Genomic DNA, 23,046 nt, shown 5'->3' with positions numbered 1-23,046 from the left:
ACCGTGAAACGACTCCACGCCGATGATAGTGCGGATCTCCCGTGTGAAAGTAGGTAATCGTCAGGCTCCTCATGCAGCAACAAAAACCCCACCCCCAAACAGGTGGGGTTTTTGCATTTCTGCGGGGTTTGGCGCGCAAAGAAAAGCGCTGCGTGGTTCGAGCAGCGCCAAATAAAAAATCAAAGTTATCGGGCTAAGAACTGCTCCGCCAATTGAACCCAGTAAGACGAGCCGACAGACAACAAATCGTCATTGAAATCGTAACTGGCGTTATGCAACATGCAGGGACCGGCACCATGTCCATGATCTCGATGACCGCCGTTGCCATTCCCGAGAAACGCGTAACACCCGGGCTTTTCAAGCAACATGAACGAAAAGTCCTCCGCGCCCATTGTTGGTTCGACTGAGGCGTTCACCTTATCCTTGCCTACAACGGCAGTCATCACTTCCGCCGCAAACTTCGTCTGCTCAGCGTCGTTGATCGTCGGTGGATAATTTCGATGAAAATGCAGTTCCGCCTCGCAATCGTAAGCCGATGCCGTCGCTTCAACGATCTTGCGCATACGTTCTTCGATAACGTCTAAAGTCTCGACCGTGAACGTGCGCACCGTACCACCTAACCATGCCTCATCCGGCACGACATTGACCGCGTCGCCAGCATGAATCTGGGTGATTGAAAGCACGGCGGTATCTATAGGCTTCTTGTTTCGAGTAATGATGCCCTGCAACCCATTAGCGATCTGCACGGCGGTGAACACCGGATCGCGTCCGTTATGAGGCATTGCCGCATGCGAGCCGATGCCGCGAATCGTGATTCGAAACTCATTGCTCGACGCCATGATTGGTCCGGAAACCACGCCGAAGTGCCCCGCTGGCATTCCCGGCCAGTTGTGAATCCCAAAGACGGCATCGACAGGGAAACGCTTGAACAAGCCGTCTTCGATCATTGCACGCGCGCCTGCGCCACCTTCCTCGGCCGGCTGAAAGATGAAAACAATCGTGCCGTTAAAGTTGCCATGCTCCGCCAAATGTTTTGCTGCGCCGAGCAGCATGGCAGTGTGCCCGTCGTGACCGCACGCGTGCATGCGGCCGGGGTGGGTCGATCGATGCCCGAAGGTGTTGATTTCCTGAATGGGCAGTGCGTCCATATCGGCGCGTAGTCCGATCGACCCGTTGCCGGAGCCCCGCTTGAGCACGCCGACGACGCCCGTCTTTCCCAGCCCACGATGCACAGTAATGCCCCATCGCTCGAGGCTTTCCGCGACAAGCTTGCTCGTCCCCGTCTCTTCGTAACGCAGCTCCGGGTGAGCGTGAATCGTTCGTCGGAGAGCTTTGATTTCTTCGTGTGATGCTTCGATTTCGGGGATCAGATTCATTTTGGAACCGTTCTCACGTTTGAATTCGGACGTTGCGCATTGACACTGCGTCGGTCCTTGCATTCTACGCCGTCATTATTTGATGATTTGAACGGTCGTTCCCACGGCGACCATAATAAAATCGACTCATCTGACGCTTTTCATCTGGTAATCCCGGACCCACGCTATGAACGCTCCAACCGAGTTCGCCCGAGCCGTCTGCCCACATGACTGTCCCGATACCTGCGCAATGCGCGTCACGGTCAAGGACGGCAAAGCGGTAAAGGTCAGCGGCGATCCGGATCATCCGCCGACGCAGGGCGTGCTTTGCACGAAGGTGACGCGTTATGCCGAGCGCACGCATCATAAAGACCGGCTGCTCACGCCGTTGCGCCGCGTCGGCCGGAAAGGCGAAGGGCGCTTCGAGGCGATTAGCTGGAACGACGCGCTCACCTTGGCGGCCAACAAGCTGAAGTCGATTGCACAGCGCGCGCCCGAAGCGATTCTCCCGTACAGCTATGCCGGCACGATGGGACTGGTACAAGGCGAGAGCATTGCGGCGCGTTTTTTCAATGTGCTCGGCGCGTCGCGGCTGGATCGGACGATCTGCGCCGCCGCCGGGACTGCCGGCTTGCGCTACACATACGGCGCGAGTCTCGGCATGCACACCGAGTTTTTCGAAGAAAGCGAGCTCATCCTGATCTGGGGAGCGAATCCGATCGCGTCGAGCCTGCATTTCTGGACGCGTGCGCAGGAAGCAAAGCGGCGCGGCGCCAAGTTGATCGCAATCGATCCGTATCGGTCACTGACGGCGGAAAAGTGTCATCAACATATCGCGTTGCGGCCCGGAACGGATGCCGCGCTCGCGCTCGGCATGATCGACGTTTTGATTCGCGAGGATCTCATCGACCGTGAATATGTCGATGCTCACACGCTCGGCTTCGAAGAACTCAAGGCGCGCGCGGCGCAGTTTCCGCCTTCGCGCGTGGCGTCGATATGCGGTCTTGACGAGAAGACGGTGATCGATCTCGCGCGCGCATTCGGTTCTACCAAGAAGGCGTCGATTCGCCTGAATTACGGTATGCAGCGCGTGCGCGGCGGCGGCAATGCGGTCCGCGCCATTGCCTGTCTGCCGTCGCTCACGGGCGCATGGCGTGAGCGCGCGGGCGGAATGCTGCTGTCGTCGTCGGGTTGGACTCCGGTCGATGGAAACGCGCTCGAACGTCCGAACCTGTCGCCCGGCTGGCCGTCGGAACTGCCGCGCATCGTCAATATGAACGCTATCGGCGACGCGCTGCTGAACCCCGGAGACGACGCGTTCGGCCCGAAGATCGAAGCGCTGATCGTCTATAACTCGAACCCGGTGGCCGTGGCGCCCGACTCCGCGAAAGTCGCCGCGGGCTTTGCGCGCGACGATCTGTTCACCATTGTTCTCGAACACTTTCAGACCGATACCGCTGACTATGCCGATCTGATTTTCCCGGCGACGACACAGCTCGAACACTTGGACGTCCATAAGTCTTACGGGCATACGCATGTGATGGCCAACTTGCCGGCCATTCAACCGGTCGGCGAAGCGCGCACGAATACAGACATCTTTCGAGGTCTCGCGCGCGCGATGGGTCTCACCGAACCGGCACTCTTCGAGACCGACGAACAGATTGCATCGAAAGCCTTTCGCTGGGCCGATGCGACGCTCGAAGGTCAGGACTGGAACGCGCTCAAAGAGACGGGGTGGCTGAAACTCAATCTTGCCGATGCGCCCTTGGCTCAAGGCGCCTTTCGCACGCCTTCGGGCAAGTGCGAGTTTTATAGCGAACGTTTGAAAAACGAAGGACTCGATCCGCTGCCCGATTATCTGCCGCCGTACGAATCGACGGACGGCTCGCCCGAACTCGCGGCGCGCTATCCGCTCGCGATGATCTCGCCGCCCGCGCGCAATTTCCTGAACAGCAGTTTCGTAAACGTCGAAAGTCTGCGCGCGACCGAAGGCCAGCCGCATCTCGATATCCATCCTGCCGATGCCGAACTCCGCGGTATCGAAGACGGCGTGCTGGTTCGCATCTTCAACGATCGCGGCTCGATGCAGGCGCGCGCCCGTGTAACCGAACGCGCGAAGGAGGGCGTCGTGGTCGGGTTGTCGATCTGGTGGAAGAAGTTGTCCCCCGATGGCCGTAACGCCAATCAGGTAACGAGCCAGGCATTGACCGATCTGGGGGGATCGGCGACGTTTTACGACTGCCTGGTTGAAGTGGAGTCAATGCATTGAGTCGTAATGAAAGAGCAGGCCGGAACGAGTCTGGAAGGCGGCGTCTAACCCAATTGTCGGAAGCGAGGCAAGCAGCTAGCATCTCGTTTTCGCACGATCATTCTAAATTCCAATAAGAAGGAGACGCCGCATGGAAAAACCATGGTTGAAGTCCTACCCGGACGGCGTACCGGCTAAAATCGACGTTTCCGCGTACCGGTCGGTTTCCCAGTTGCTCGAAGACAGTTTCCGCAAGAACCGCGATCGGCGCGCGTTCGTCTGCATGGGCAAGTCGATTACCTACGGCGAACTCGACGACATGTCGAAAAAGCTCGGGGCATGGTTTCAGACGAAGGGTCTCAAGCCCGGCGCGCGCGTCGCGTTGATGATGCCCAACGTGCTGCAATATCCGATCGCGATTGCGGCGGTTCTGCGCGCGGGTTATATCGTCGTCAACGTCAATCCGCTTTACACACCGCGTGAGCTCGAACATCAGTTGAAGGACAGCGGCGCGGAAGCCATCGTCTTGCTCGAGAATTTCGCGCATACGCTGCAAGCCGTGGTGAAGAACACGGCCATCAAACACGTCGTTGTCGCCGCGCTCGGCGACCTCATGGGTTTGAAAGGGCTCGTCGTCAATCTGGTCGTGCGGCGCGTGAAGAAGCTCGTGCCCGAGTGGAGTCTGCCCGGACGGGTTCGCTTCAATGACGCGCTCAGCGAAGGTGGACGCGCCACGTTTCATAGCGTCGAACAAAGTCCCGATGACGTCGCGTTCCTGCAATACACGGGCGGCACGACGGGCGTTGCCAAGGGCGCGACGCTTTTGCATCGCAACCTGATCGCGAACGTGTTGCAATCCGAAGTCTGGCTGGATCCGGCACGCAAGCGCCGGCCCGATATCGACCAGTTCATCTGCGTGGTCGCGTTGCCGCTTTATCACATCTTCGCGCTGACGGTGTGCGGCATGCTGACGATCCGCACCGGCGGACTCGGCGTGCTGATTCCGAATCCACGCGATATCGCGGGGACGATCAAGGAACTGAAGGGCATACAGATCAATACGTTTCCGGCCGTCAACACGCTCTATAACGCGCTGTTGAATCATCCCGATTTCGACCAGCTGGATTTCTCCAAGCTCATCGCGGCGAATGGCGGCGGCATGGCGGTGCAGGAAGCCGTCGCCAAACGCTGGTTCGCGAAGACGGGCGTGCCGATTGTCGAAGGCTACGGGTTGTCCGAAACGTCACCCTGTGTGACCTGCAATCCGGTCACGGCGATGGAATATACGGGGACGATCGGCTTGCCGTTGCCATCGACGGAAATCGTCATTCGCGACGACGACAACAACGACGTTCCGTTCGGTCAGCCCGGCGAAATCTGCATTCGCGGTCCGCAAGTCATGGCGGGCTACTGGAACCGCCCCGACGAAACCGCGAAGGTGATGACGCCCGACGGCTTCTTTCGCTCGGGCGACGTGGGCGTCTTCGATGATCGCGGTTACGTGAAAATCGTCGATCGCAAGAAGGACATGATTCTCGTGTCCGGCTTCAATGTTTATCCGAACGAGATCGAGGACGTGGTCGCCATGCTGCCCGGCGTGTTCGAAGTGGCCGCGGTCGGCGTTAAAGATCAGAACTCGGGCGAGGCGGTGAAGCTCTTCATCGTGCGCCGTGATCAGAGCCTGACCGAAGCGGATGTCGTGGCGTTCTGCAAGGAGCGGCTGACGGGGTACAAGCGGCCGCGCATCATCGAGTTTCGCAATGACCTGCCGAAGAGCAATGTCGGCAAGATCTTGCGGCGCGAATTGCGCGACGGCACGGCCTGAAGAATCGATTTGGCAAATGGAAAAGCCTTCGTGTCGAAAGACCGAAGGCTTTTTTCTTTGCATCGCATAGAAGCGGTTATGCCCGACGCGCCTTGCCATATAAAAAAGGCGCCCGAAGGCGCCTTTCAAGAGATACCGCTATGTTAAGACTTGTTAGAACTTGTGGCGAATACCGACCAGCGCCGCGACCTGGTTCGACGTCGACGAAGGCGACAGACCGTTGATGCTTGCAACTGCTGCGCGTTGCGTCGAATCCGTACCCGTTGCGTGCTGGTACACACCGTCGATATACACGTCCGTGCGCTTGGACAGGAAGTAGTCCGCGCCGAGCATGCCTTGGTGGTACTTGGCGTCGGCCAGGCCGTAGCCCTTCGTGTAGTCGTAAGCGACGCCGAGCAGCAGAGCCGGGGTCAACTGATACTTGAAGTTGAGTTCGGCGTTGTGGAACTTGCCCGAACCGCCCGTGTAAGCAGCCGGGTTGAGGCCGGCGCCGGCTTCGCGGCCGACATCCTTGAACTGCGTATTGCTGTACGTCGCGCCGACCGTTGCCGCGCCGAACGTATAAGCACCGCCCGCCGAGATCACTTGTTGCGTGTGAGCCGATGCGAAGCCCGAGATCACGCGGCTGTTCGGGAAGTTCGAAGCCGTACCGGCGGTTGCGGCCGTGCGCGAGGTCGTGTTGTTGCCGAAGAACGAATAGTTCGGGTCCTTGACGTTCAAGTACGCAGCGCCCAATTGCAACGGGCCTTGCGAGTAGCCGAGGCCAGCCGACCAGATCTGGTTGCGATTGAACTGACCTGCGTTGCCGCCCAGGCTGTACAAGCCGCCGAACGTGAAGCCGGCGTAGTTGGCGCTCGTGAACTTGACCGAATTGTTGACGCGCAACGAGTTGTTCATGTTGTCGAGGTCGCCCGGGTGCGCACCGAAGTACGTCGCCCACTGGCTGCCGACTTCGAACGCGCCGGTGAAGTCAACCACGGAGTCGTACTGACGACCCAACGTGACCGTGCCGTACTGCGCCGTCGACAGACCGACGTAAGCCTGACGGCCGAACTCGTCGCCGCCTTGACCCAGCGCGCCGTTGAACACGTTGAAGCCGTTTTCCAACACGAAGAGGGCCTTCAGACCGCCGCCGAGATCTTCCGTACCACGCAGGCCCCAACGGCTGCCCTGCACGTTGCCGCTGTTCAAGGCATACAACTTCTGACCAGCGCTATTGTTCGAGTACAGGAAGCCAGCGTCGATGATGCCGTACAGCGTCACGCTGCTTTGCGCGTGGGCGGCGCCAGCGAAGGTGCCCAAAGCGGCCAAAGCGAGAAGCGACTTTTTCATTGAATAGATCTCCAAGGAGTGTTTGCGACTTTTGGGCAAGGTCACTGTTCTAGCGCCAGTGTGTTGACGTCCCTGCCGAGCACTTCTGAATGAAGTTGAGACGTAATGTAACAAAGAGGTCTTGGGCGACAAAGGAAAAGGGGCCGGTCTGCGCACCTCGTGTGACGTTTTTGCAACATGCGCTAAAATCTTGGTTTTGCAGGAATTTTATGACTCGCGTTTGCCCTAATTCAAAATTTGATTAGTTCAAAAAGCCTGCTTTGGATATTTCTTGCCAGAGAATATGGCTTGCTGAAAGAAGGCGAAGAGCATCGAATTCCGCGCAACGAGATGAGGGAGAAAAACCATGACGCTAGACGAAGTCATCAGCGAATTCGACCGCGGCCTGCGTTCCATGGCGGGTATCAGCCGCATGTCGCGCCCGGTTCCGGAGCCGAACGCGCTCGGTCAGTCGGAGATGAGCCTTCCGGGCATCGACGAACCCGCGCTCGACGAGAAGGAGCGGACGCACGCCGCTGGTCTGATGCGCGTGAACCATGTCGGCGAAGTCTGCGCGCAGGCGCTTTATCAGGCCCAGAAGCTGGCGACCAATAGCCCGCAGCTGAAGGCGAGCTTCGAACACGCCGCGCGCGAGGAAGAAGACCATCTCGCGTGGACGTCCAAGCGCCTTCGCGATCTCGATTCGCGCCCGAGCCTGCTCAATCCGTTGTGGTACGCAGGCGCACTGGCCATCGGCTTTGCAGCCGGACGCCTCGGCGATCGCGCGAGCCTGGGTTTCATGGCCGAAACCGAGCGTCAGGTGGAGCAACATCTCGATGGCCACATGAAGACGCTGCCGCAAAACGATCACGCGTCGCGCGCGATCGTCGAGCAGATGCGGCAGGACGAAGCCGCACATGCCGCCGCGGCTATCGGAGCGGGCGGTGGTGAGGTTCCGTTCCCCGTGCGAGCGTTGATGCGCGCAGCATCGAAGATCATGACCCGCACCGCTTACTATATTTAGACGGCAGTCTCATGGTCGATGGCCTGCTCCATCGACCAAATTACCGTTTGCGCGTGCGCGGAGGCGGCATATCCACCTATAAGAACGGTTACATTTCATTCATTTTGTCGGTCAAATTCACGTAACACTTTCACATCGTCCACTAGCTCTATAATTTATAACGCTTTTCTACTTTGTGCTACTTTAAGCTCCTGCGCTAAGTCCTTGTTCTAACGGGCAAAAACTACTCGAAAAAAAGTTTCGCGTCTTGACCGAGGAAATGCCTTCCACTAAAGTGGGAGACAGTGTCAGAAAGTGGTCTTTTGTGTGATTTCGGAGTCACATTAAGGCTACTTCGCAAAAAGACGGGCGCCAACGGGGGCGTCAGCACAGGGAGAAGGGCGAGTGTTCCAGGGAGCGTCGGCGCTGACGCTCGATGCGAAAGGACGGATGTCGGTTCCGTCTCGCTATCGGGAAGCGCTGCAAGGGCAGGCAGAAGGCCGGGTGACGCTCACGAAGAGCCCGGATGGATGCCTGTTGCTGTTTCCTCGCCCGGAGTGGGAAGTCTTTCGCGCCAAAGTCGCCGCGCTTCCCATGGAAGCCATGTGGTGGCGGCGCATCTTTCTCGGCAACGCAATGGATGTGGAAATGGACGGCGCCGGCCGCGTATTGGTCTCGCCCGAACTGCGCTCTGCCGCATCGCTTGAAAAAGAAGTGACCCTGCTCGGCATGGGCGTGCACTTCGAATTATGGGACTCGCAGACCTATGCGGCGAAGGAAGCCGCGGCAATGGCGCAGGGCATGCCCGACGCGCTGAAGAATTTCACTTTCTGACGCGGCGCTAAAAACATGGCACCTGCGATGAGAAATGAACTGCAGCATCGCACGGTGCTGCTAAACGAAGCAATTGACGGGCTGATCACGCGCGCGGACGGCATCTATATAGATGGCACTTTCGGGCGCGGCGGACATAGCCGGGGCATTCTGGATCGGCTGGGCGAAGCGGGGCGGCTCGTCGCCTTCGACAAAGACCCGCTCGCAATCGCCACGGCGCAACAGATACAAGACTCACGCTTTTCGATTGTGCATGACAGTTTCGCTGCCCTGCGCGATACGGCGAGCGAGCGTGGGATGGGGCGAGTGTCGGGCGTGTTGCTGGACCTGGGCGTGTCGTCGCCACAAGTGGACGACCCGGAGCGCGGCTTCAGTTTTCGCGCGCAAGGTCCGCTCGACATGCGCATGGACCCGACTCGAGGGGAGTCGGCGGCAGAGTGGCTCGCGCGGGCAACGGTGCAGGAACTCACGGAGGTGATCAGAGATTATGGGGAAGAACGGTTTGCTTTTCAGATTGCAAAGGCGCTTGTTGCTCGCAGGGCAGAGTCCGAGCGTCTTGGGCCTCTCGACAGCACGAGCGAGCTTGCCGAAATCGTGGGTCACGTCGTCAAAACCCGTGAGAAGGGCAAGGACCCGGCAACTCGCACCTTTCAAGCTATACGGATTCACGTCAATCAAGAGCTTGCGGAGCTGCAAGTAGTACTTGAGTCGGCACTTTCGTTGTTGGAGCAAGGGGGGCGGCTGGTCGTGATCAGCTTTCATTCGCTCGAAGACCGGATCGTCAAGCGTTTCATGCAGGCGCATGCCAGCGCGCCCGCCGTGGACCGTCGCTTGCCGATCCGCGCGGTCGATCTTCCCAGCCCGCCGTTGCGGGTCGTGGGCCGCGTGTTTCCGAGCGGCGCTGAAGTCGCCGCCAACCCGCGCGCCCGGTCCGCGGTCATGCGTATCGCGGAGCGGATCGCGCCATGAATCGCCTCAATATCTTCCTGTTGATCGTCGTGCTCGGGTGCGCGTTGTCGGTCGTCAGCGCCACCAACAAGCAGCGGCAAGTGTTCATCGAATTGCAAAGGGCGCAGTCGCAAGAGCGTCAGTTGCAGCAGGATTATGCGCAGTTTCAGTATCAGCAGAGCGCGTTGTCGAAGACCTCGCGCATCGAGCAATTGGCTACTAACTCGTTGAAGATGCAGCCCGTCACTACCGGCCGCACGCAATACCTGACCTACGACCCGGCGACCTTCAAGGCCGCCGACGCGCCCATGCCGCCGCCGCTGCCCGCGTCGGCGCCGCCCGCACGCGGAGCCAAACGATGAAAAAATCCGCGAAACAAAAGGACGTCGCCTACACGCCGAATCCGATCCTCGCCGTGCGTCTGCCCATGTGGCGCTCGAAGCTGGTCGTGTTCATGTTGTTCATGGCGTTCGTCGCGCTCGCCGGGCGGGCATTCTGGATCCAGGGTCCGGGCAACGCGTTCTTCAAGAAGCAAGGCGAAAGCCGCTATCAACGCACGCTGGAAATGCCCGCCACGCGCGGCCAGATTCGCGACCGTAACGGTCTCGTGCTCGCCACGAGTCTGCCGGTGAAGGCCATCTGGGCAATTCCCGAAGCCGTGCCGAACGACCTCGGCGCGGACAAGCTCGCGCAACTCGCAAAGTTGCTCGACATGACGCAGAAAGATCTGCGCGCGAAACTCTCGATGGACAAGACCTTCGTCTACGTGAAGCGTCAGGTGCCGCTCGAAGTCGCGCAAAAGGTCGCGGAGCTCGACGTTCCCGGCATCTATTCGCGCGGCGAATACAAGCGCTTCTATCCGGAAGGCGAAATCACTGCGCATCTGATCGGCTTTACTAATATTGAAGACAAGGGACAAGAAGGCGTCGAACTCGGCGACCAAGGTGTCCTCGCGGGTACGCCTGGCATGCGTCGCGTCATCAAGGACCGCATGGGTCATATCGTCGAGGATGTCGACGAGCAGGTCGTGCCGCATAATGGTACGGACGTCGAACTCTCGATCGACAGCAAGATTCAGTACATCGCGTACACGAATCTGAAGGCTGCGGTCGAGAAGTCGAAGGCGAAGGCTGGCGCTGCAATTGTGATCGACACCAAAACGGGCGAAGTACTCGCGCTCGTCAACTATCCCACGTACAACCCGAACGACCGCACGCGCATGACTGGCGAGCAGTTGCGCAACCGCATTCTCACGGACACTTTCGAGCCAGGCTCGATCATGAAGCCGTTCACCGTTTCGCTCGCGCTGGATTTGCATCGCGTGACGCCGAATACGCTCGTCGAAACGGGCGGCGGCACGTTCGTGCTGGACGGCGCGCGCATCACGGACGATTCGGGTTTCGGCACGCTCACTGTCGGTGGAGTGATTCAGAAATCGAGCAATATCGGCGCGACCAAAATTGCGATGCAATTGCGCGCCGAAGAAATGTGGAACATGTACACGAGCCTCGGTCTCGGTCAGGCGCCGAAGGTTGGTTTCCCTGGCGCGGTGACGGGACGGCTGCGGCCGTGGAAGAGCTGGCGGCGCATCGAGCAGGCAACCATGTCTTATGGCTACGGCTTGTCTGCTTCGCTGTTTCAGCTAGCGCGCGCTTATACCGCGATTGCGCACGACGGTCAGGTCATGCCGGTGTCCATTTTCCGCACGCCGGGCGATCAACCGGCGCAGGGTCAGCAAGTGTTTTCGCCGACCACCGCGCGTGAAGTGCGCGCCATGCTCGAAACCGTGGTGTCGAAGGGCGGCACGTCGCCGGATGCAGCGGTGCCGGGCTATCGCGTCGGCGGCAAGAGCGGCACCGCGTACAAGCATGCGGGTCGCGGTTACGACCATTCGAAGTATCGCGCGTCGTTCGTCGGCATGGCGCCAATGCCGAATCCGCGCATCGTCGTGGCCGTATCGGTCGATGAACCGACGGCGGGCAGTCACTTCGGCGGCCAGGTTTCGGGTCCCGTTTTCTCGGCCATCGCCGGCGACACGCTGCGTGCGCTCAATGTGCCGCCCGACATGCCGGTCAAGCAAATGGTCGTGACCGACGATTCGAACTCCGCAACGCAACCGCCGGCGAAGCAGCCCGCGAACAACGCCAACAACGCAATAGCCGCGAAGAAATACGCAGTGTCGAGCAATACGAAGACGCATCCGGGAGTCGTGCGATGAGCGCGCAGGCCCGCCAGATATCGAACGCGGTCGAATGGCTGCGCGCACATGCGCAACCCTCGGCGAACCTGCATGCCGACACGCGCTCACTCAAGAGCGGCGACGTGTTTCTGGCCTATGCCGTCGATGGCGCGGACAACCGTTCTTATCTGAATGCCGCGCTCGCAGCGGGCGCGGTGGCGGCGCTGTATCAGCCGGAAAACTTCACGGGCAAGCCGGATGCGTCGAAGACGCTCGCCGTTGCAAAGCTCAACGAACTCGCCGGCCCGATTGCCGCTGCATGGTACGGCGAGCCGACCGCGTCGATGCTCACCGTTGGCGTGACGGGCACCAATGGCAAGACTTCGTGCAGTCAGTGGATTGCCACCGCGCTCACCGCGCTCGGCCGGCCGTGCGCAATCGTCGGCACGTTGGGTATCGGCATGCCGGGCAAGCTCGTTCATACCGGCTTCACCACGCCCGACGCGGCACAGCTTCAGCGCAATCTCGCGCAACTCAAGACGCAGGGCGCGGAGGGCGTGGCGATGGAAGTCTCGTCGCATGCGCTGCATCAAGGGCGCGTGAACGGCACGGATTTCGACCTCGCCATCTTCACGAACCTCACGCAGGATCATCTCGACTATCACGGCACTTTCGACGCATACGAAGCCGCCAAGGCGCGTCTTTTCGCGTGGCCCACGCTCAAAACCGCAATCGTCAATCGCGACGACGCGGCGGGACAACGTTTGATCGAATCGCTGCGCGGCAAGGTGCGCACGATTGCATACGGCGTCGATATTCCCGTGAACGCCGTGCCAAGCGCCGATGCGCTTTTGCTCGCGACCAACGTGCGCGCCACCGCAACGGGCACCGCGTTTCATCTTTCGTCGGACTGGGGCGAAGCCGACGTGGAAGTCGGCACGCTCGGCGCCTTCAACGTCAGTAATCTGCTTTCCGTGCTCGGCGTGCTGCTCGAAGTCGGCGTGCCGTTCGACACCGCGCTTGCACGCATCGCGAAACTCGAATCGGTGAACGGCCGCATGGAGCGGCTCGGCGGACGGCCGCAAAGCGATGAGCCGCTCGTCGTGATCGACTACGCGCATACGCCCGACGCGCTCGACAAGACACTCGCCGCCTTGCGTCCAATTGCGACTGCGCGCGGCGGCGAACTCGTCTGCATGTTCGGTTGCGGCGGCGACCGCGACGCGACCAAGCGCCCGCTCATGGGCGCGATTGCCGAGCGCCTTGCCGATCAGATCGTCATCACGAGCGACAACCCGCGCGGCGAAGACCCGCAAGCGATCATCGACCAGATCGCGGGCGGCATGAAGGACGCCAGGAAAGCGCGCCGTATCGAAGATCGCGCGAGCGCGATCTTGCAGGCGATTCGCGCGGCGGCGCGCGAAGACGTCGTCGTGCTGGCCGGAAAGGGCCACGAAGCCACGCAGGAAATCATGGGCAAGAAACGCGCTTTCTCGGATCAGGACCACGCACGCCTCGCGCTTGCCGCACGTGCCACGCAGCAGCGCGGAGGTGGCGAATGACCATGTTCACCTTGCGCGAAGCCGCAGCGCTCATTCCCGGCGCCGTTTTGCAGGGCGATGAAAACCTCGCGATCGAACGCATCGTCACCGACAGCCGCGCGGTTCAGGCCGGCGATCTTTTCGTAGCGGTGAAGGGCGATCGTTTCGATGCGCACGACTTTCTCGATCAGGTTGCAAAGGGCGGTGCGTCAGCGGCGCTCGTTTCGCGCGAGCCATCATCCGGGAATGCCTGGCCGCTGCCAGTCATCAAGGTAAAGGACACGCGCATCGGGCTCGGTGCGTTGGCACACGGCTGGCGTGAGCGCTTTGCCATGCCGCTCGTCGCCGTTACCGGCAGCAACGGCAAGACCACGGTCAAGGAAATGATCTCGTCGATCTTCGCGGCCGCGGTCGGCGAAGATGCGCGGCTCGCCACGGCCGGCAACTTCAACAACGACATCGGTTTGCCGCTCACGTTGTTTCGCCTGAACGCGGCGCACAAACTCGCGGTCGTCGAACTCGGCATGAATCATCCCGGCGAAACGAGTGTGCTCGGCAAGATCGCCGCGCCGACCGTCGCCGTGGTGAACAACGCGCAACGCGAGCATCAGGAATTCATGGCAACGGTGGAAGCCGTCGCGCTCGAACATGCATCGGTCATTCACGCGCTCGGCGAAACCGGCACGGCCGTGTTTCCCGCCGACGATCACTACGCGAGCATCTGGCGCGTGGCCGCGACCGGCAATCCGATCATGGACTTCGCATTGAGCGAGGACGCAGCGAAGGCGGCCGTCACCGGCACGCTCGACGGCACGACGGTGCACGTTCGCTCGCCGCAAGGCGAGATCGACATCGCGCTTGCCGTGCTTGGCGATCACAACGCGCGCAACGCATTGGCCGCAACGGCGGCGGCACTGGCTGCAGGCGTATCGCTCGATGCCGTCAAGCGCGGTCTCGAAGCATTTCAGCCGGTCAAGGGACGTCTGCAAGTGAAGCGCGCGGTGCTTGGCGCGCTTTCCGGCGCCACCGTGATCGACGACACGTACAACTCCAACCCCGACTCCATGCGCGCGGCCATCGACGTGCTCGCATCGCAAGCATCGCCGCGCGTGCTCGTCATGGGCGACATGGGCGAAGTAGGCGAAGAAGGTCCAGCGTTCCATCGCGAAGTCGGCGCTTATGCGGCACAACGCGGAATCGACGCGCTCTTCGCGTTGGGCGACGCGAGCGTCGATTCCGTGAACGCATTCAACGCTGCGGCATCGAAGCAGGCCGGCGCGCATTTCAACGATGTCGCCGCCCTAATTCAAGCAGTGCAACAAGCCGGCTTCGGACCCGGCGCCACGTATCTCGCGAAAGGCTCGCGCTTCATGAAGATGGAGCGCGTGGTGGACGCCGTGACAAGTCCACAACCACCCGTCGCGGGCACCACGCCCGCGGCACACTGAACTGAAAGAGAAGGACCAGCATGCTACTCGCACTCGCGCAATGGCTCCAGAATGACGCCAGCTTCATGCGCGTGTTTACCTACATCACGTTCCGCGCAGTGGGCGCCACGGCGACGGCGCTCCTGATCGGGCTCGTCTGCGGTCCGTGGGTGATCCGCAAACTGACCGCGTTGAAAGTCGGTCAGGCCGTGCGCCGTGACGGCCCGCAATCGCACCTCGTCAAGTCCGGCACGCCGACCATGGGCGGCGTGCTCATCCTCATTGGTATCGCCATTTCGACGCTGTTGTGGGCCGACCTCACCAACCGCTTCGTGTGGATCGTGATGCTCGTGACCTTCGGCTTCGGCGTGATCGGCTGGGTGGATGACTATCGCAAGGTCGTGTACAAGGACCCGCGCGGTATGTCGTCGCGCGAGAAGTATTTCTGGCAGTCGGTCATCGGTCTCTTCGCTGCGGTGTACCTCGCCTTCAGCGTGTCCGAAGCGAACAACGCGCGCGTGTTCGATCTCTTCATGGCGTGGGTGCGCAGCGGTCTTTCCATGGGTCTGCCAGCGCGTGCCGACTTGATGCTGCCGTTCATCAAGGCGATCAGCTATCCGCTCGGCGTATGGGGCTTCATCGCGCTGACGTACTTGGTGATCGTCGGCGCCAGCAACGCGGTGAATCTCACCGACGGCCTCGACGGCCTGGTCATCATGCCCGTGGTGCTGGTGGGCGCGTCGCTCGGCGCGTTCGCTTATGTCATGGGTAGCTCCGTGTATTCGAAGTACCTGCTGTTCCCGCATATTCCCGGCGCGGGCGAATTGCTGATCTTCTGTTCGGCCATGGGAGGCGCCGGTCTCGCTTTCCTCTGGTACAACACGCACCCGGCGCAAGTGTTCATGGGCGATGTCGGCGCGCTCGCGCTCGGCGGCGCGCTCGGCACCATTGCCGTCATCGTGCGTCAGGAGATCGTGCTGTTCATCATGGGTGGCATATTCGTGGCCGAAACGCTTTCGGTCATGTTGCAAGTCTTCTGGTTCAAGTTCACGAAGCGCCGTTATGGCGAGGGCCGCCGCTTCTTCAAGATGGCGCCGCTGCATCACCATTACGAACTGTCCGGCTGGACCGAGACGCAAGTGGTGGTGCGCTTCTGGATCATCACGTTGATGCTGTGTCTGCTTGGTTTGTCGACGTTGAAGCTGCGTTGATTTCGCGGTGATTTTCGTGTCGATGGTGCGACGCTCGAAGGTTTCTTGAATTTTCGTTTCAGGTCAAAGGTAAAGCGATGTTTGGCGAGAAGTTTGTGGATCGGCAAAGTCCGATGGTGCTTGTGCTGGGACTCGGTGAATCGGGTCTCGCGATGGCGCGCTGGTGCGTCAGGCACGGCTGCCGCCTGCGCATCGCCGACACGCGCGAACTGCCGCCGAATCTTTCCGAGCTCGCCATCCATCAGATCGATGCGGACTTCGTCGGCGGCCCGTTCTCGACTGAATTGCTCGATGGCGGTATCGAGATCGTCGCCATCAGCCCGGGACTTTCGCCGCTCGCGCCGGACCTCGCGCCGCTGATCGATGCTGCTAAAGCACGCGGCATTCCTGTGTGGGGCGAACTCGAATTGTTTGCGCAGGCGCTGGCCAAGCTCGGTATGGACGGCTATCAGCCGAAGGTGATCGCCATCACGGGCACGAACGGCAAAACCACGACGACCGCGCTCACGGGCCTCCTGTGCGAACGAGCGGGCAAGCGCGTGGCGGTCGCGGGCAACATCAGCCCGGCCATGCTCGACAAGCTCACCGAAGCCATCGATCAAACCGCGCTGCCCGACGTCTGGGTGCTCGAACTGTCGAGTTTCCAGCTCGAAACCGCGCACACCTTCGCGCCAGACGCCGCCGCCGTGCTGAACATCACGCAGGATCATCTCGACTGGCACGGCGGTCTCGACGCCTACGCCGCCGCGAAAGGCCGCATTTTCGGCGCGCGCACGACGCGCGTGCTGAACCGCGACGACGCCCGCACCATGGCGCTCGCGAAGAACGTCGCGGCGAATCGCGTGGTGAGCTTCGGTCTGGACAAGCCGGTCAACGTGGGCGACTACGGGCTTTTGCGCGAGAACGGCATGGTCTGGCTCGCGCAAGGCGTGGATCAGGACGCCGCCGACGAACCGGTCAGCTCGCGTCGTCGCAAGCAGGAAGCCGCCGCGCCGAACGTGGTGAGCAAGCGCCTCATGCCTGCCGACGCGCTGCGCATTCGCGGTCTGCATAACGCCGCCAACGCGCTGGCGGCGCTGGCGCTCGCACGTGCGGTCGATCTGCCGCTCGCCGCCTTGCTGCACGGCTTGCGCGAATATCACGGCGAGCCGCATCGCGTCGAAGTGATCGCGCAGATCGAAGGCGTCGATTACGTCGATGACAGCAAGGGCACCAACGTCGGCGCCACGGTCGCCGCGCTCGACGGTCTCGCGCAACGCATCGTGCTGATCGCGGGCGGTGACGGCAAGGGCCAGGATTTCTCGCCGCTCGAAGCACCGGTCGCACGCTGGGCGCGCGCCGTCATGCTGATCGGCCGCGACGCGCCGCGCATTCGCCAAACGCTCGAAGCCACCGGCGTCGCGCTCGAAGATCACGCCACGCTCGAAGCCGCGACGCAGTCCGCCGCGCGCCTCGCGCAACCGGGCGATGCCGTCCTGCTCTCGCCCGCCTGCGCGAGCCTCGACATGTTCAAAAACTATGCACATCGCGCCGACGTATTTCGCGGCGCGGTCGAAGAAATTGCCGCCGCGCGGGGAGTCATGCTATGAGCTGGTCGGAACGCTTTGGATCGAAATTGACTGGCCAGCGCAATGCGGTTCCGCAGGATTCGCTTGCGGGTCGCGCGGGCGCTTCGGTGCGCGTCGGACGTCCCGAAACCGCGGGCGGCATTTCGAGCGCGGTCAACGGCGTGCGTCCGGCGCGCTCGCGCATGCTCGACTACGACTACTCGCTTTTGTGGGTGATGATCTCGCTGCTCGGCCTTGGCATCGTGATGGTGTATTCGGCTTCGATCGCCATGCCCGATTCGCCGAAGTACGCGCAGTATCGCGACTACCACTTCCTCGTGCGCCATCTGATCTCGATAGCAACGGCGCTCGTCGGCGCGGTCATCGCGTTCAAGATTCCCATCAAGACCTGGGACAAGTACGCGCCGAAGCTCTTTCTCGTGGCGCTCGTGCTGCTCGTCATCGTGCTGGTGCCGCATGTGGGCAAGGGCGTGAACGGCGCGCGCCGCTGGATTCCGCTTGGCATCACGAACATGCAGCCGTCGGAAATCATGAAGCTCGCGGTGACCATCTACGCCGCGAACTACACCGTGCGCAAGCAAGAGTTCATGCATAGCTTCGGCAAGGGCTTTTTGCCGATGGCGGTCGCGGTCGGCGCGGTCGGCGCGCTCTTGCTGCTCGAACCGGACATGGGCGCGTTCATGGTGATCGCGGCTATCGCCATGGGCGTGCTGTTCCTCGGCGGCGTCAACGGCAAGCTGTTCGGCGGCCTGGTGGCGACGGCGGTCGGCACCTTCACCTTGCTCGTGTGGGCATCGCCTTGGCGTCGTGAGCGAATCTTCGCTTACCTCGATCCGTGGGACGACCGTTACGCGCAAGGCAAGGCTTATCAGCTCACGCACTCGCTCATCGCATTCGGACGCGGCGAATGGTTCGGCGTGGGCCTCGGCGGCAGCGTCGAGAAGCTCAACTATCTGCCGGAAGCGCATACCGACTTCATCCTCGCGGTGATCGGTGAAGAGCTCGGCTTCGTCGGCGTGATCTGCGTGATCCTGTTGTTTTACTGGATCGTGCGCCGCGCATTCGAGATCGGCCGTCAGGCACTCGCACTCGATCGCACCTTCGCCGGTCTGATGGCCAAGGGCGTGGGCATCTGGTTCGGCGCGCAGACCTTCATCAACATGGGCGTGAATCTCGGTCTTCTGCCGACCAAGGGTCTCACGTTGCCGCTCGTGAGCTACGGCGGCTCGGGCATTCTCTTGAACTGCGTCGCGCTCGCGGTACTGCTGCGCGTCGATTATGAAAACCGGGTGCTGATGCGCGGAGGCAAGGTATGACCGTGCAAGGCTCATCCACTGCGAACGCACGCACGCTGATGGTCATGGCGGGCGGCACCGGGGGCCACGTGTTCCCCGGTCTAGCGGTCGCGCACTGGATGCAGGCGCAGGGCTGGCGCGTGGTGTGGCTCGGCAATGCGAGCGGCATGGAAGCGACGCTCGTCCCGAAGCACGGTATTCCGATGGAGTCCGTGCGCTTCGGCGGCGTGCGCGGCAAGGGCATCAAGACCAAGTTCATGTTGCCCGTGAATCTGTTGCGCGCGTGTTCGCAGAGTCTGCGCGTGCTGCGTCAGGTGAAGCCGGATGTCGTGCTCGGCATGGGCGGCTACATCACGTTCCCGGCGGGCGTGATGACGAGACTCGCCGGCTGCCCGCTCGTGCTGCACGAACAGAATTCCATCGCGGGACTCGCGAACAAGGTGCTCGCGCATCTTGCGAAGCGCGTGCTCGTCGCTTTTCCGAACGCGCTTCCCAATGCCGAATGGACGGGTAATCCCATTCGTGCGGAACTAACGCGCACATTGCCACCTAAAGAACGCTATGCCGCGCGTTCGGGCCGGTTGAACGTGCTCGTGGTCGGCGGCAGTCTCGGCGCGGCTGCGCTCAACGAAACGGTGCCGAAGGCGCTTGCCCTGTTGAGCGACGAAGAACGTCCGCGCATCGTGCATCAGGCAGGCGCGAAGCATATCGAAGCGCTCCAAGCGAATTACGCCGCGGCAGGTTTTTCGCGTGGCGGCGACTTGCAACTCGTACCGTTCATCGAAGACATGGCAAGCGCTTATGCGGCAGCCGATCTCGTGATCTGCCGTTCAGGCGCGATGACCGTCTCCGAGATCGCGGCGGTCGGCGTAGCGGCGCTGTTCGTGCCGTTCCCGTTCGCCGTCGACGATCACCAGACGACCAACGGCGCGTTCCTCGCCAGGAACGGCGCGGCTGAATTGATACAACAACGCGATTTGTCGGCGGAAAGGCTCGCCGGCTGGTTGCGTATGCAGTCGCGCGAAACGCTTACGGCAATGGCCGAGCGTTCGCGCGCGCTGGCGAAACCGGACGCGACGGAACGGGTCGCGAAGGTTTGCGCCGACGTGGCCGGTGCGCGTACCCACGCGCAAGCTCGAGAGGCACATTAAGTCATGAAACATATCGTCAAACACATTCACTTCGTCGGCATTGGCGGAGTCGGGATGAGCGGCATCGCCGAGGTGCTGCTTAATCTCGGTTATCAGGTCAGCGGTTCGGACCTGTCGAACAACGCAATCACCGAGCGCCTCAAGATGCTCGGCGCGCGCGTGGCTATCGGGCATCACGAACAGAACATCGAAGGCGCGAACGCGGTCGTCGTATCCACGGCCGTGCGGCAAGACAATCCGGAAGTGCTGGCCGCGCGTCATCGTCGCGTGCCTATCGTGCCGCGCGCGGTCATGCTCGCGGAACTCATGCGCCTGAAGCAGGGCATCGCCATTGCAGGCACGCACGGCAAGACCACGACCACGTCGCTCGTCGCAAGTGTGCTGGCGGCAGGCGGACTCGATCCGACTTTCGTCATTGGCGGCCGGCTGATCAGCGCGGGCGCGAATGCGCGGCTCGGCACGGGCGACTTCATCGTCGCGGAAGCGGACGAGTCGGACGCGTCGTTCCTCAACCTCTTTCCCGTGATCGAAGTCATCACGAACATCGACGCCGATCACATGGACACCTACGGCCACGACTTCGCGCGGCTGAAGCAGGCGTTCATCGAATTCACGCATCGCCTGCCGTTCTATGGCATTGCCGTGTTGTGCGTGGACGACCCGAACGTGCGCGAAATCCTGCCGTTCGTGTCGAAGCCGATCATCCGCTACGGTCTCGGCGCCGAAGCGCAAGTGCGCGCGGTGAACGTCGAAGCGCGCGGCGGCCGCATGAAGTTCACGACGCTGCGCGAAGACGCGCCGCCGCTCGATATCGAACTGAATCTGCCGGGCACGCACAACGTGCAGAACGCGCTCGCCGCCATCGCCATTGCGACCGAACTCGAAGTCGCGGATGCCGATATCCAGCGTGCGCTCGCTGAGTTCAACGGCGTGGGCCGGCGCTTCCAGCGTTATGGCGAAGTGAAGGCGAACGACAACGAAGGCGCGTACACGCTGATCGACGACTACGGTCATCACCCGGTCGAGATGGCCGCGACCATCGCGGCGGCGCGCGGCGCGTTTCCGGATCGCCGGCTCGTGCTCGCGTTCCAGCCGCATCGCTACACGCGCACGCGCGACTGCTTCGAGGATTTCGTGAAGGTGTTGTCCACCGTCGATGCCCTCGTGCTCACCGATGTCTACGCCGCGGGCGAAGCCCCCATCGTCGCCGCCGACGGCCGTGCGCTCGCGCGCGCCATCCGCGTGGCGGGCAAGGTCGAACCGGTGTTCGTCGAAACCGTGGACGAAGTACCCGATGCCGTGACGACGCTTGCGCGCAACGGCGACGTGGTGATCACCATGGGCGCGGGTTCCATCGGCGGTGTATGCGGGCGGCTCGCGCTGAGCCAGAACTGAACATGAAAGACGCAACCAAAAGCAACGTGAATCAACTCGATCCCAAGGTCTTCGGCAAGGTCGCCGTGCTGCTTGGCGGTAACTCGGCCGAGCGCGAAGTCTCGCTCAACTCGGGACGGCTCGTGCTCGAAGGTTTGCGCGAAGCGGGCATCGACGCGCATCCGTTCGATCCGGCGGAGCGTCCGCTCTCGGACTTGAAGGCGGAAGGTTTCGAGCGCGTGTTTATCGCGCTGCATGGCGGCTATGGAGAGAACGGCCAGTTGCAGGGCGCGCTGGACTTTTACGGCATCCGTTATACGGGCAGCGGCGTGCTCGGTTCGGCGCTCGGCATGGACAAGCTGCGCACCAAGCTCGTGTGGCAGCAGACCGGCATTCCCACGCCGCCGTTCGAGACCGTGTATCGCGGTGAAGACTACGACGCGCGCACGCACGAGATCATTGCGAAGCTCGGCTTGCCGCTTTTCGTGAAGCCGGCGACGGAAGGCTCGAGCGTCGCTGTCATCAAGGTGAAGAGCGCGGAAACGCTCGCGCCCGCGCTCGAAGAAGCCGCGAAGTACGACAAGATCGTGATCGTGGAGAAGAGCATCGAAGGCGGCGGCGAGTTCACGTGCTGTATCGCCGGCAATCTGGATTTGCCGGTCATCAAGATCGTGCCGGCGGGCGAGTTTTACGACTATCACGCGAAGTACGTCGCCGACGACACCCAGTACCTGATTCCCTGCGGCCTGACCGAAGCGGAGGAAGCGCGCATGAAGCAACTGACGCAGCGCGCCTTCGACATGCTCGGCTGCACGGACTGGGGCCGCGCCGACTTCATGCTGGACCTCGACGGCAATCCGTACTTTCTCGAAGTCAACACGGCGCCGGGCATGACGGATCACTCGTTGCCGCCGAAAGCGGCGCGCGCGGTCGGCATCAGCTACAAGGATCTGGTGGTGAAGGTGTTGTCGTTGACGCTCGAAGACTAAGCATTCGCACAGGACACAAGCAAACGAACCATGTGGAACAACGTTCGCCAAATGAACCTCGCCGCCAGCGCGCTGCACTTGATGCTCGTGCTTATGCTGCTGGCCGCCGCGGGCATCTGGGCGATACAGCGTCCCGAGTTTCGTCTGCGCGGTATCCAGATCGACGGCGACACGGCGCACATCAACACGCCGACGGTGCGCGCGAGCGTGGTGGGGCATCTGAAGGGCAATTTCTTCACGGTCGATCTCGATACGGCCCGCGCCGCGTTCGAGCAGATGCCGTGGGTGCGTCATGCAAGCGTGCGGCGCGTCTGGCCGAATGCGCTCGCAGTGACACTCGAGGAATACAAGCCGCTCGGCACCTGGGGCAACGACCAGTTGGTGAGCGTGGACGGTGAACTCTTCACGGCGAACCAGGGCGAACTCGACGACGACCTGCCCGCGTTCGACGGTCCCGAGGGCACGGCGAAGGAAGTGGTCGCCCGGTATCACGATTTTCAGAAGTGGTTCGCGCCGCTCGACGCGCAGCCGGAGGAAGTGACGCTGTCGCCGCGATTCGCGTGGACGGTCAAGCTCTCGAACGGCACGCAGCTCGAACTGGGCCGCGAGCGCAATGAAGACACATTGCTCGAACGCAGTCGGCGCTTCGTCGCGTCGTGGCCGTCGGTGACGGGGCGTTGGGGCAACGACATCGAATACGCGGATTTGCGTTACCCGAATGGCTTCGCGATACGAGCAGCTGGAATGCGTTTCATCAATGACACCGACAAGGCCAAGAAGTAAGCAG

18 protein-coding genes are annotated in these 23,046 nt (G+C 61.7%); 16 read left to right on the top strand and 2 right to left on the bottom strand.

Annotated elements, in window-relative coordinates:
• Positions 1 to 185: 185 nt before the first annotated feature.
• Positions 186 to 1,376: a M20 aminoacylase family protein gene (locus tag NCR40_RS11675; protein ID WP_250509514.1), complete on the bottom strand. Its 1,191-nt coding sequence runs from the start codon at positions 1,374 to 1,376 to the stop codon at positions 186 to 188.
• Between the two features lie 166 nt (positions 1,377 to 1,542).
• Here NCR40_RS11675 and NCR40_RS11670 point away from each other — a divergent pair, with 166 nt between their 5' ends.
• On the top strand, positions 1,543 to 3,624 hold the full coding sequence (locus NCR40_RS11670) for a molybdopterin-containing oxidoreductase family protein (RefSeq protein ID WP_250509513.1): 2,082 nt from the start codon (positions 1,543 to 1,545) through the stop codon (positions 3,622 to 3,624).
• A 130-nt stretch (positions 3,625 to 3,754) separates the two neighbouring features.
• On the top strand, positions 3,755 to 5,428 hold the full coding sequence (locus NCR40_RS11665) for a long-chain fatty acid--CoA ligase (RefSeq protein WP_250509512.1): 1,674 nt from the start codon (positions 3,755 to 3,757) through the stop codon (positions 5,426 to 5,428).
• A gap of 153 nt (positions 5,429 to 5,581) precedes the next feature.
• Here NCR40_RS11665 and NCR40_RS11660 read toward each other — a convergent pair whose 3' ends face one another.
• Positions 5,582 to 6,760, bottom strand: coding sequence for a porin (locus tag NCR40_RS11660; protein WP_244826313.1), 1,179 nt, complete (start codon positions 6,758 to 6,760; stop codon positions 5,582 to 5,584).
• Positions 6,761 to 7,106: 346 nt separating this feature from the next.
• Here NCR40_RS11660 and coq7 point away from each other — a divergent pair, with 346 nt between their 5' ends.
• From coq7 to NCR40_RS11590, 14 genes are all read left to right on the top strand, one after another.
• Complete coding sequence (coq7, locus tag NCR40_RS11655; RefSeq protein ID WP_250509511.1) at positions 7,107 to 7,763, top strand: 2-polyprenyl-3-methyl-6-methoxy-1,4-benzoquinone monooxygenase; 657 nt, start codon at positions 7,107 to 7,109, stop codon at positions 7,761 to 7,763.
• A 384-nt stretch (positions 7,764 to 8,147) separates the two neighbouring features.
• Complete coding sequence (gene mraZ, locus NCR40_RS11650; protein ID WP_250465724.1) at positions 8,148 to 8,576, top strand: division/cell wall cluster transcriptional repressor MraZ; 429 nt, start codon at positions 8,148 to 8,150, stop codon at positions 8,574 to 8,576.
• 15 nt (positions 8,577 to 8,591) lie between these two features.
• Positions 8,592 to 9,545 (top strand): 16S rRNA (cytosine(1402)-N(4))-methyltransferase RsmH, encoded by a 954-nt coding sequence (gene rsmH / locus NCR40_RS11645; RefSeq protein ID WP_250509510.1) that lies wholly within the window; start codon positions 8,592 to 8,594, stop codon positions 9,543 to 9,545.
• On the top strand, positions 9,542 to 9,886 hold the full coding sequence (gene ftsL, locus NCR40_RS11640; protein ID WP_250509509.1) for a cell division protein FtsL: 345 nt from the start codon (positions 9,542 to 9,544) through the stop codon (positions 9,884 to 9,886). The genes rsmH and ftsL overlap by 4 nt, the downstream gene beginning before the upstream one ends.
• Positions 9,883 to 11,742, top strand: coding sequence for a peptidoglycan D,D-transpeptidase FtsI family protein (locus NCR40_RS11635; RefSeq protein ID WP_244826308.1), 1,860 nt, complete (start codon positions 9,883 to 9,885; stop codon positions 11,740 to 11,742). Before ftsL ends, NCR40_RS11635 begins: the two co-directional genes overlap by 4 nt.
• Positions 11,739 to 13,265 (top strand): UDP-N-acetylmuramoyl-L-alanyl-D-glutamate--2,6-diaminopimelate ligase, encoded by a 1,527-nt coding sequence (locus tag NCR40_RS11630; RefSeq protein WP_250509508.1) that lies wholly within the window; start codon positions 11,739 to 11,741, stop codon positions 13,263 to 13,265. The genes NCR40_RS11635 and NCR40_RS11630 overlap by 4 nt, the downstream gene beginning before the upstream one ends.
• The gene (locus NCR40_RS11625) at positions 13,262 to 14,692 is read left to right on the top strand and encodes a UDP-N-acetylmuramoyl-tripeptide--D-alanyl-D-alanine ligase (protein ID WP_244826306.1); all 1,431 of its coding nucleotides are present in this window, start codon (positions 13,262 to 13,264) and stop codon (positions 14,690 to 14,692) included. The genes NCR40_RS11630 and NCR40_RS11625 overlap by 4 nt, the downstream gene beginning before the upstream one ends.
• Before the next feature lie 20 nt (positions 14,693 to 14,712).
• Positions 14,713 to 15,882: a phospho-N-acetylmuramoyl-pentapeptide-transferase gene (gene mraY, locus NCR40_RS11620; protein ID WP_250465716.1), complete on the top strand. Its 1,170-nt coding sequence runs from the start codon at positions 14,713 to 14,715 to the stop codon at positions 15,880 to 15,882.
• Positions 15,883 to 15,959: 77 nt separating this feature from the next.
• Positions 15,960 to 17,471 (top strand): UDP-N-acetylmuramoyl-L-alanine--D-glutamate ligase, encoded by a 1,512-nt coding sequence (gene murD, locus NCR40_RS11615; RefSeq protein ID WP_250509507.1) that lies wholly within the window; start codon positions 15,960 to 15,962, stop codon positions 17,469 to 17,471.
• Positions 17,468 to 18,766 carry a putative lipid II flippase FtsW gene (gene ftsW / locus NCR40_RS11610; protein WP_244826303.1) on the top strand — a complete coding sequence of 433 codons (1,299 nt, stop codon included), beginning with the start codon at positions 17,468 to 17,470 and terminating at the stop codon, positions 18,764 to 18,766. Before murD ends, ftsW begins: the two co-directional genes overlap by 4 nt.
• Positions 18,763 to 19,896, top strand: coding sequence for an undecaprenyldiphospho-muramoylpentapeptide beta-N-acetylglucosaminyltransferase (gene murG, locus NCR40_RS11605; RefSeq protein WP_250509506.1), 1,134 nt, complete (start codon positions 18,763 to 18,765; stop codon positions 19,894 to 19,896). Before ftsW ends, murG begins: the two co-directional genes overlap by 4 nt.
• A gap of 3 nt (positions 19,897 to 19,899) precedes the next feature.
• Positions 19,900 to 21,291, top strand: coding sequence for a UDP-N-acetylmuramate--L-alanine ligase (gene murC, locus NCR40_RS11600; RefSeq protein ID WP_244826301.1), 1,392 nt, complete (start codon positions 19,900 to 19,902; stop codon positions 21,289 to 21,291).
• A gap of 26 nt (positions 21,292 to 21,317) precedes the next feature.
• On the top strand, positions 21,318 to 22,259 hold the full coding sequence (locus NCR40_RS11595) for a D-alanine--D-alanine ligase (protein ID WP_244828120.1): 942 nt from the start codon (positions 21,318 to 21,320) through the stop codon (positions 22,257 to 22,259).
• 30 nt (positions 22,260 to 22,289) lie between these two features.
• Positions 22,290 to 23,042 (top strand): cell division protein FtsQ/DivIB, encoded by a 753-nt coding sequence (locus NCR40_RS11590; RefSeq protein WP_244826300.1) that lies wholly within the window; start codon positions 22,290 to 22,292, stop codon positions 23,040 to 23,042.
• The last annotated feature ends 4 nt before the right edge of the window (positions 23,043 to 23,046 follow it).

Origin of the sequence: Caballeronia sp. GACF4 (genome assembly GCF_023631025.1) — a bacterium.
In the GTDB taxonomy this organism is placed as follows: domain Bacteria; phylum Pseudomonadota; class Gammaproteobacteria; order Burkholderiales; family Burkholderiaceae; genus Caballeronia.
Note: the sequence above shows the minus strand (reverse complement) of the source record. Positions and strands in the feature narration are given on the sequence as shown.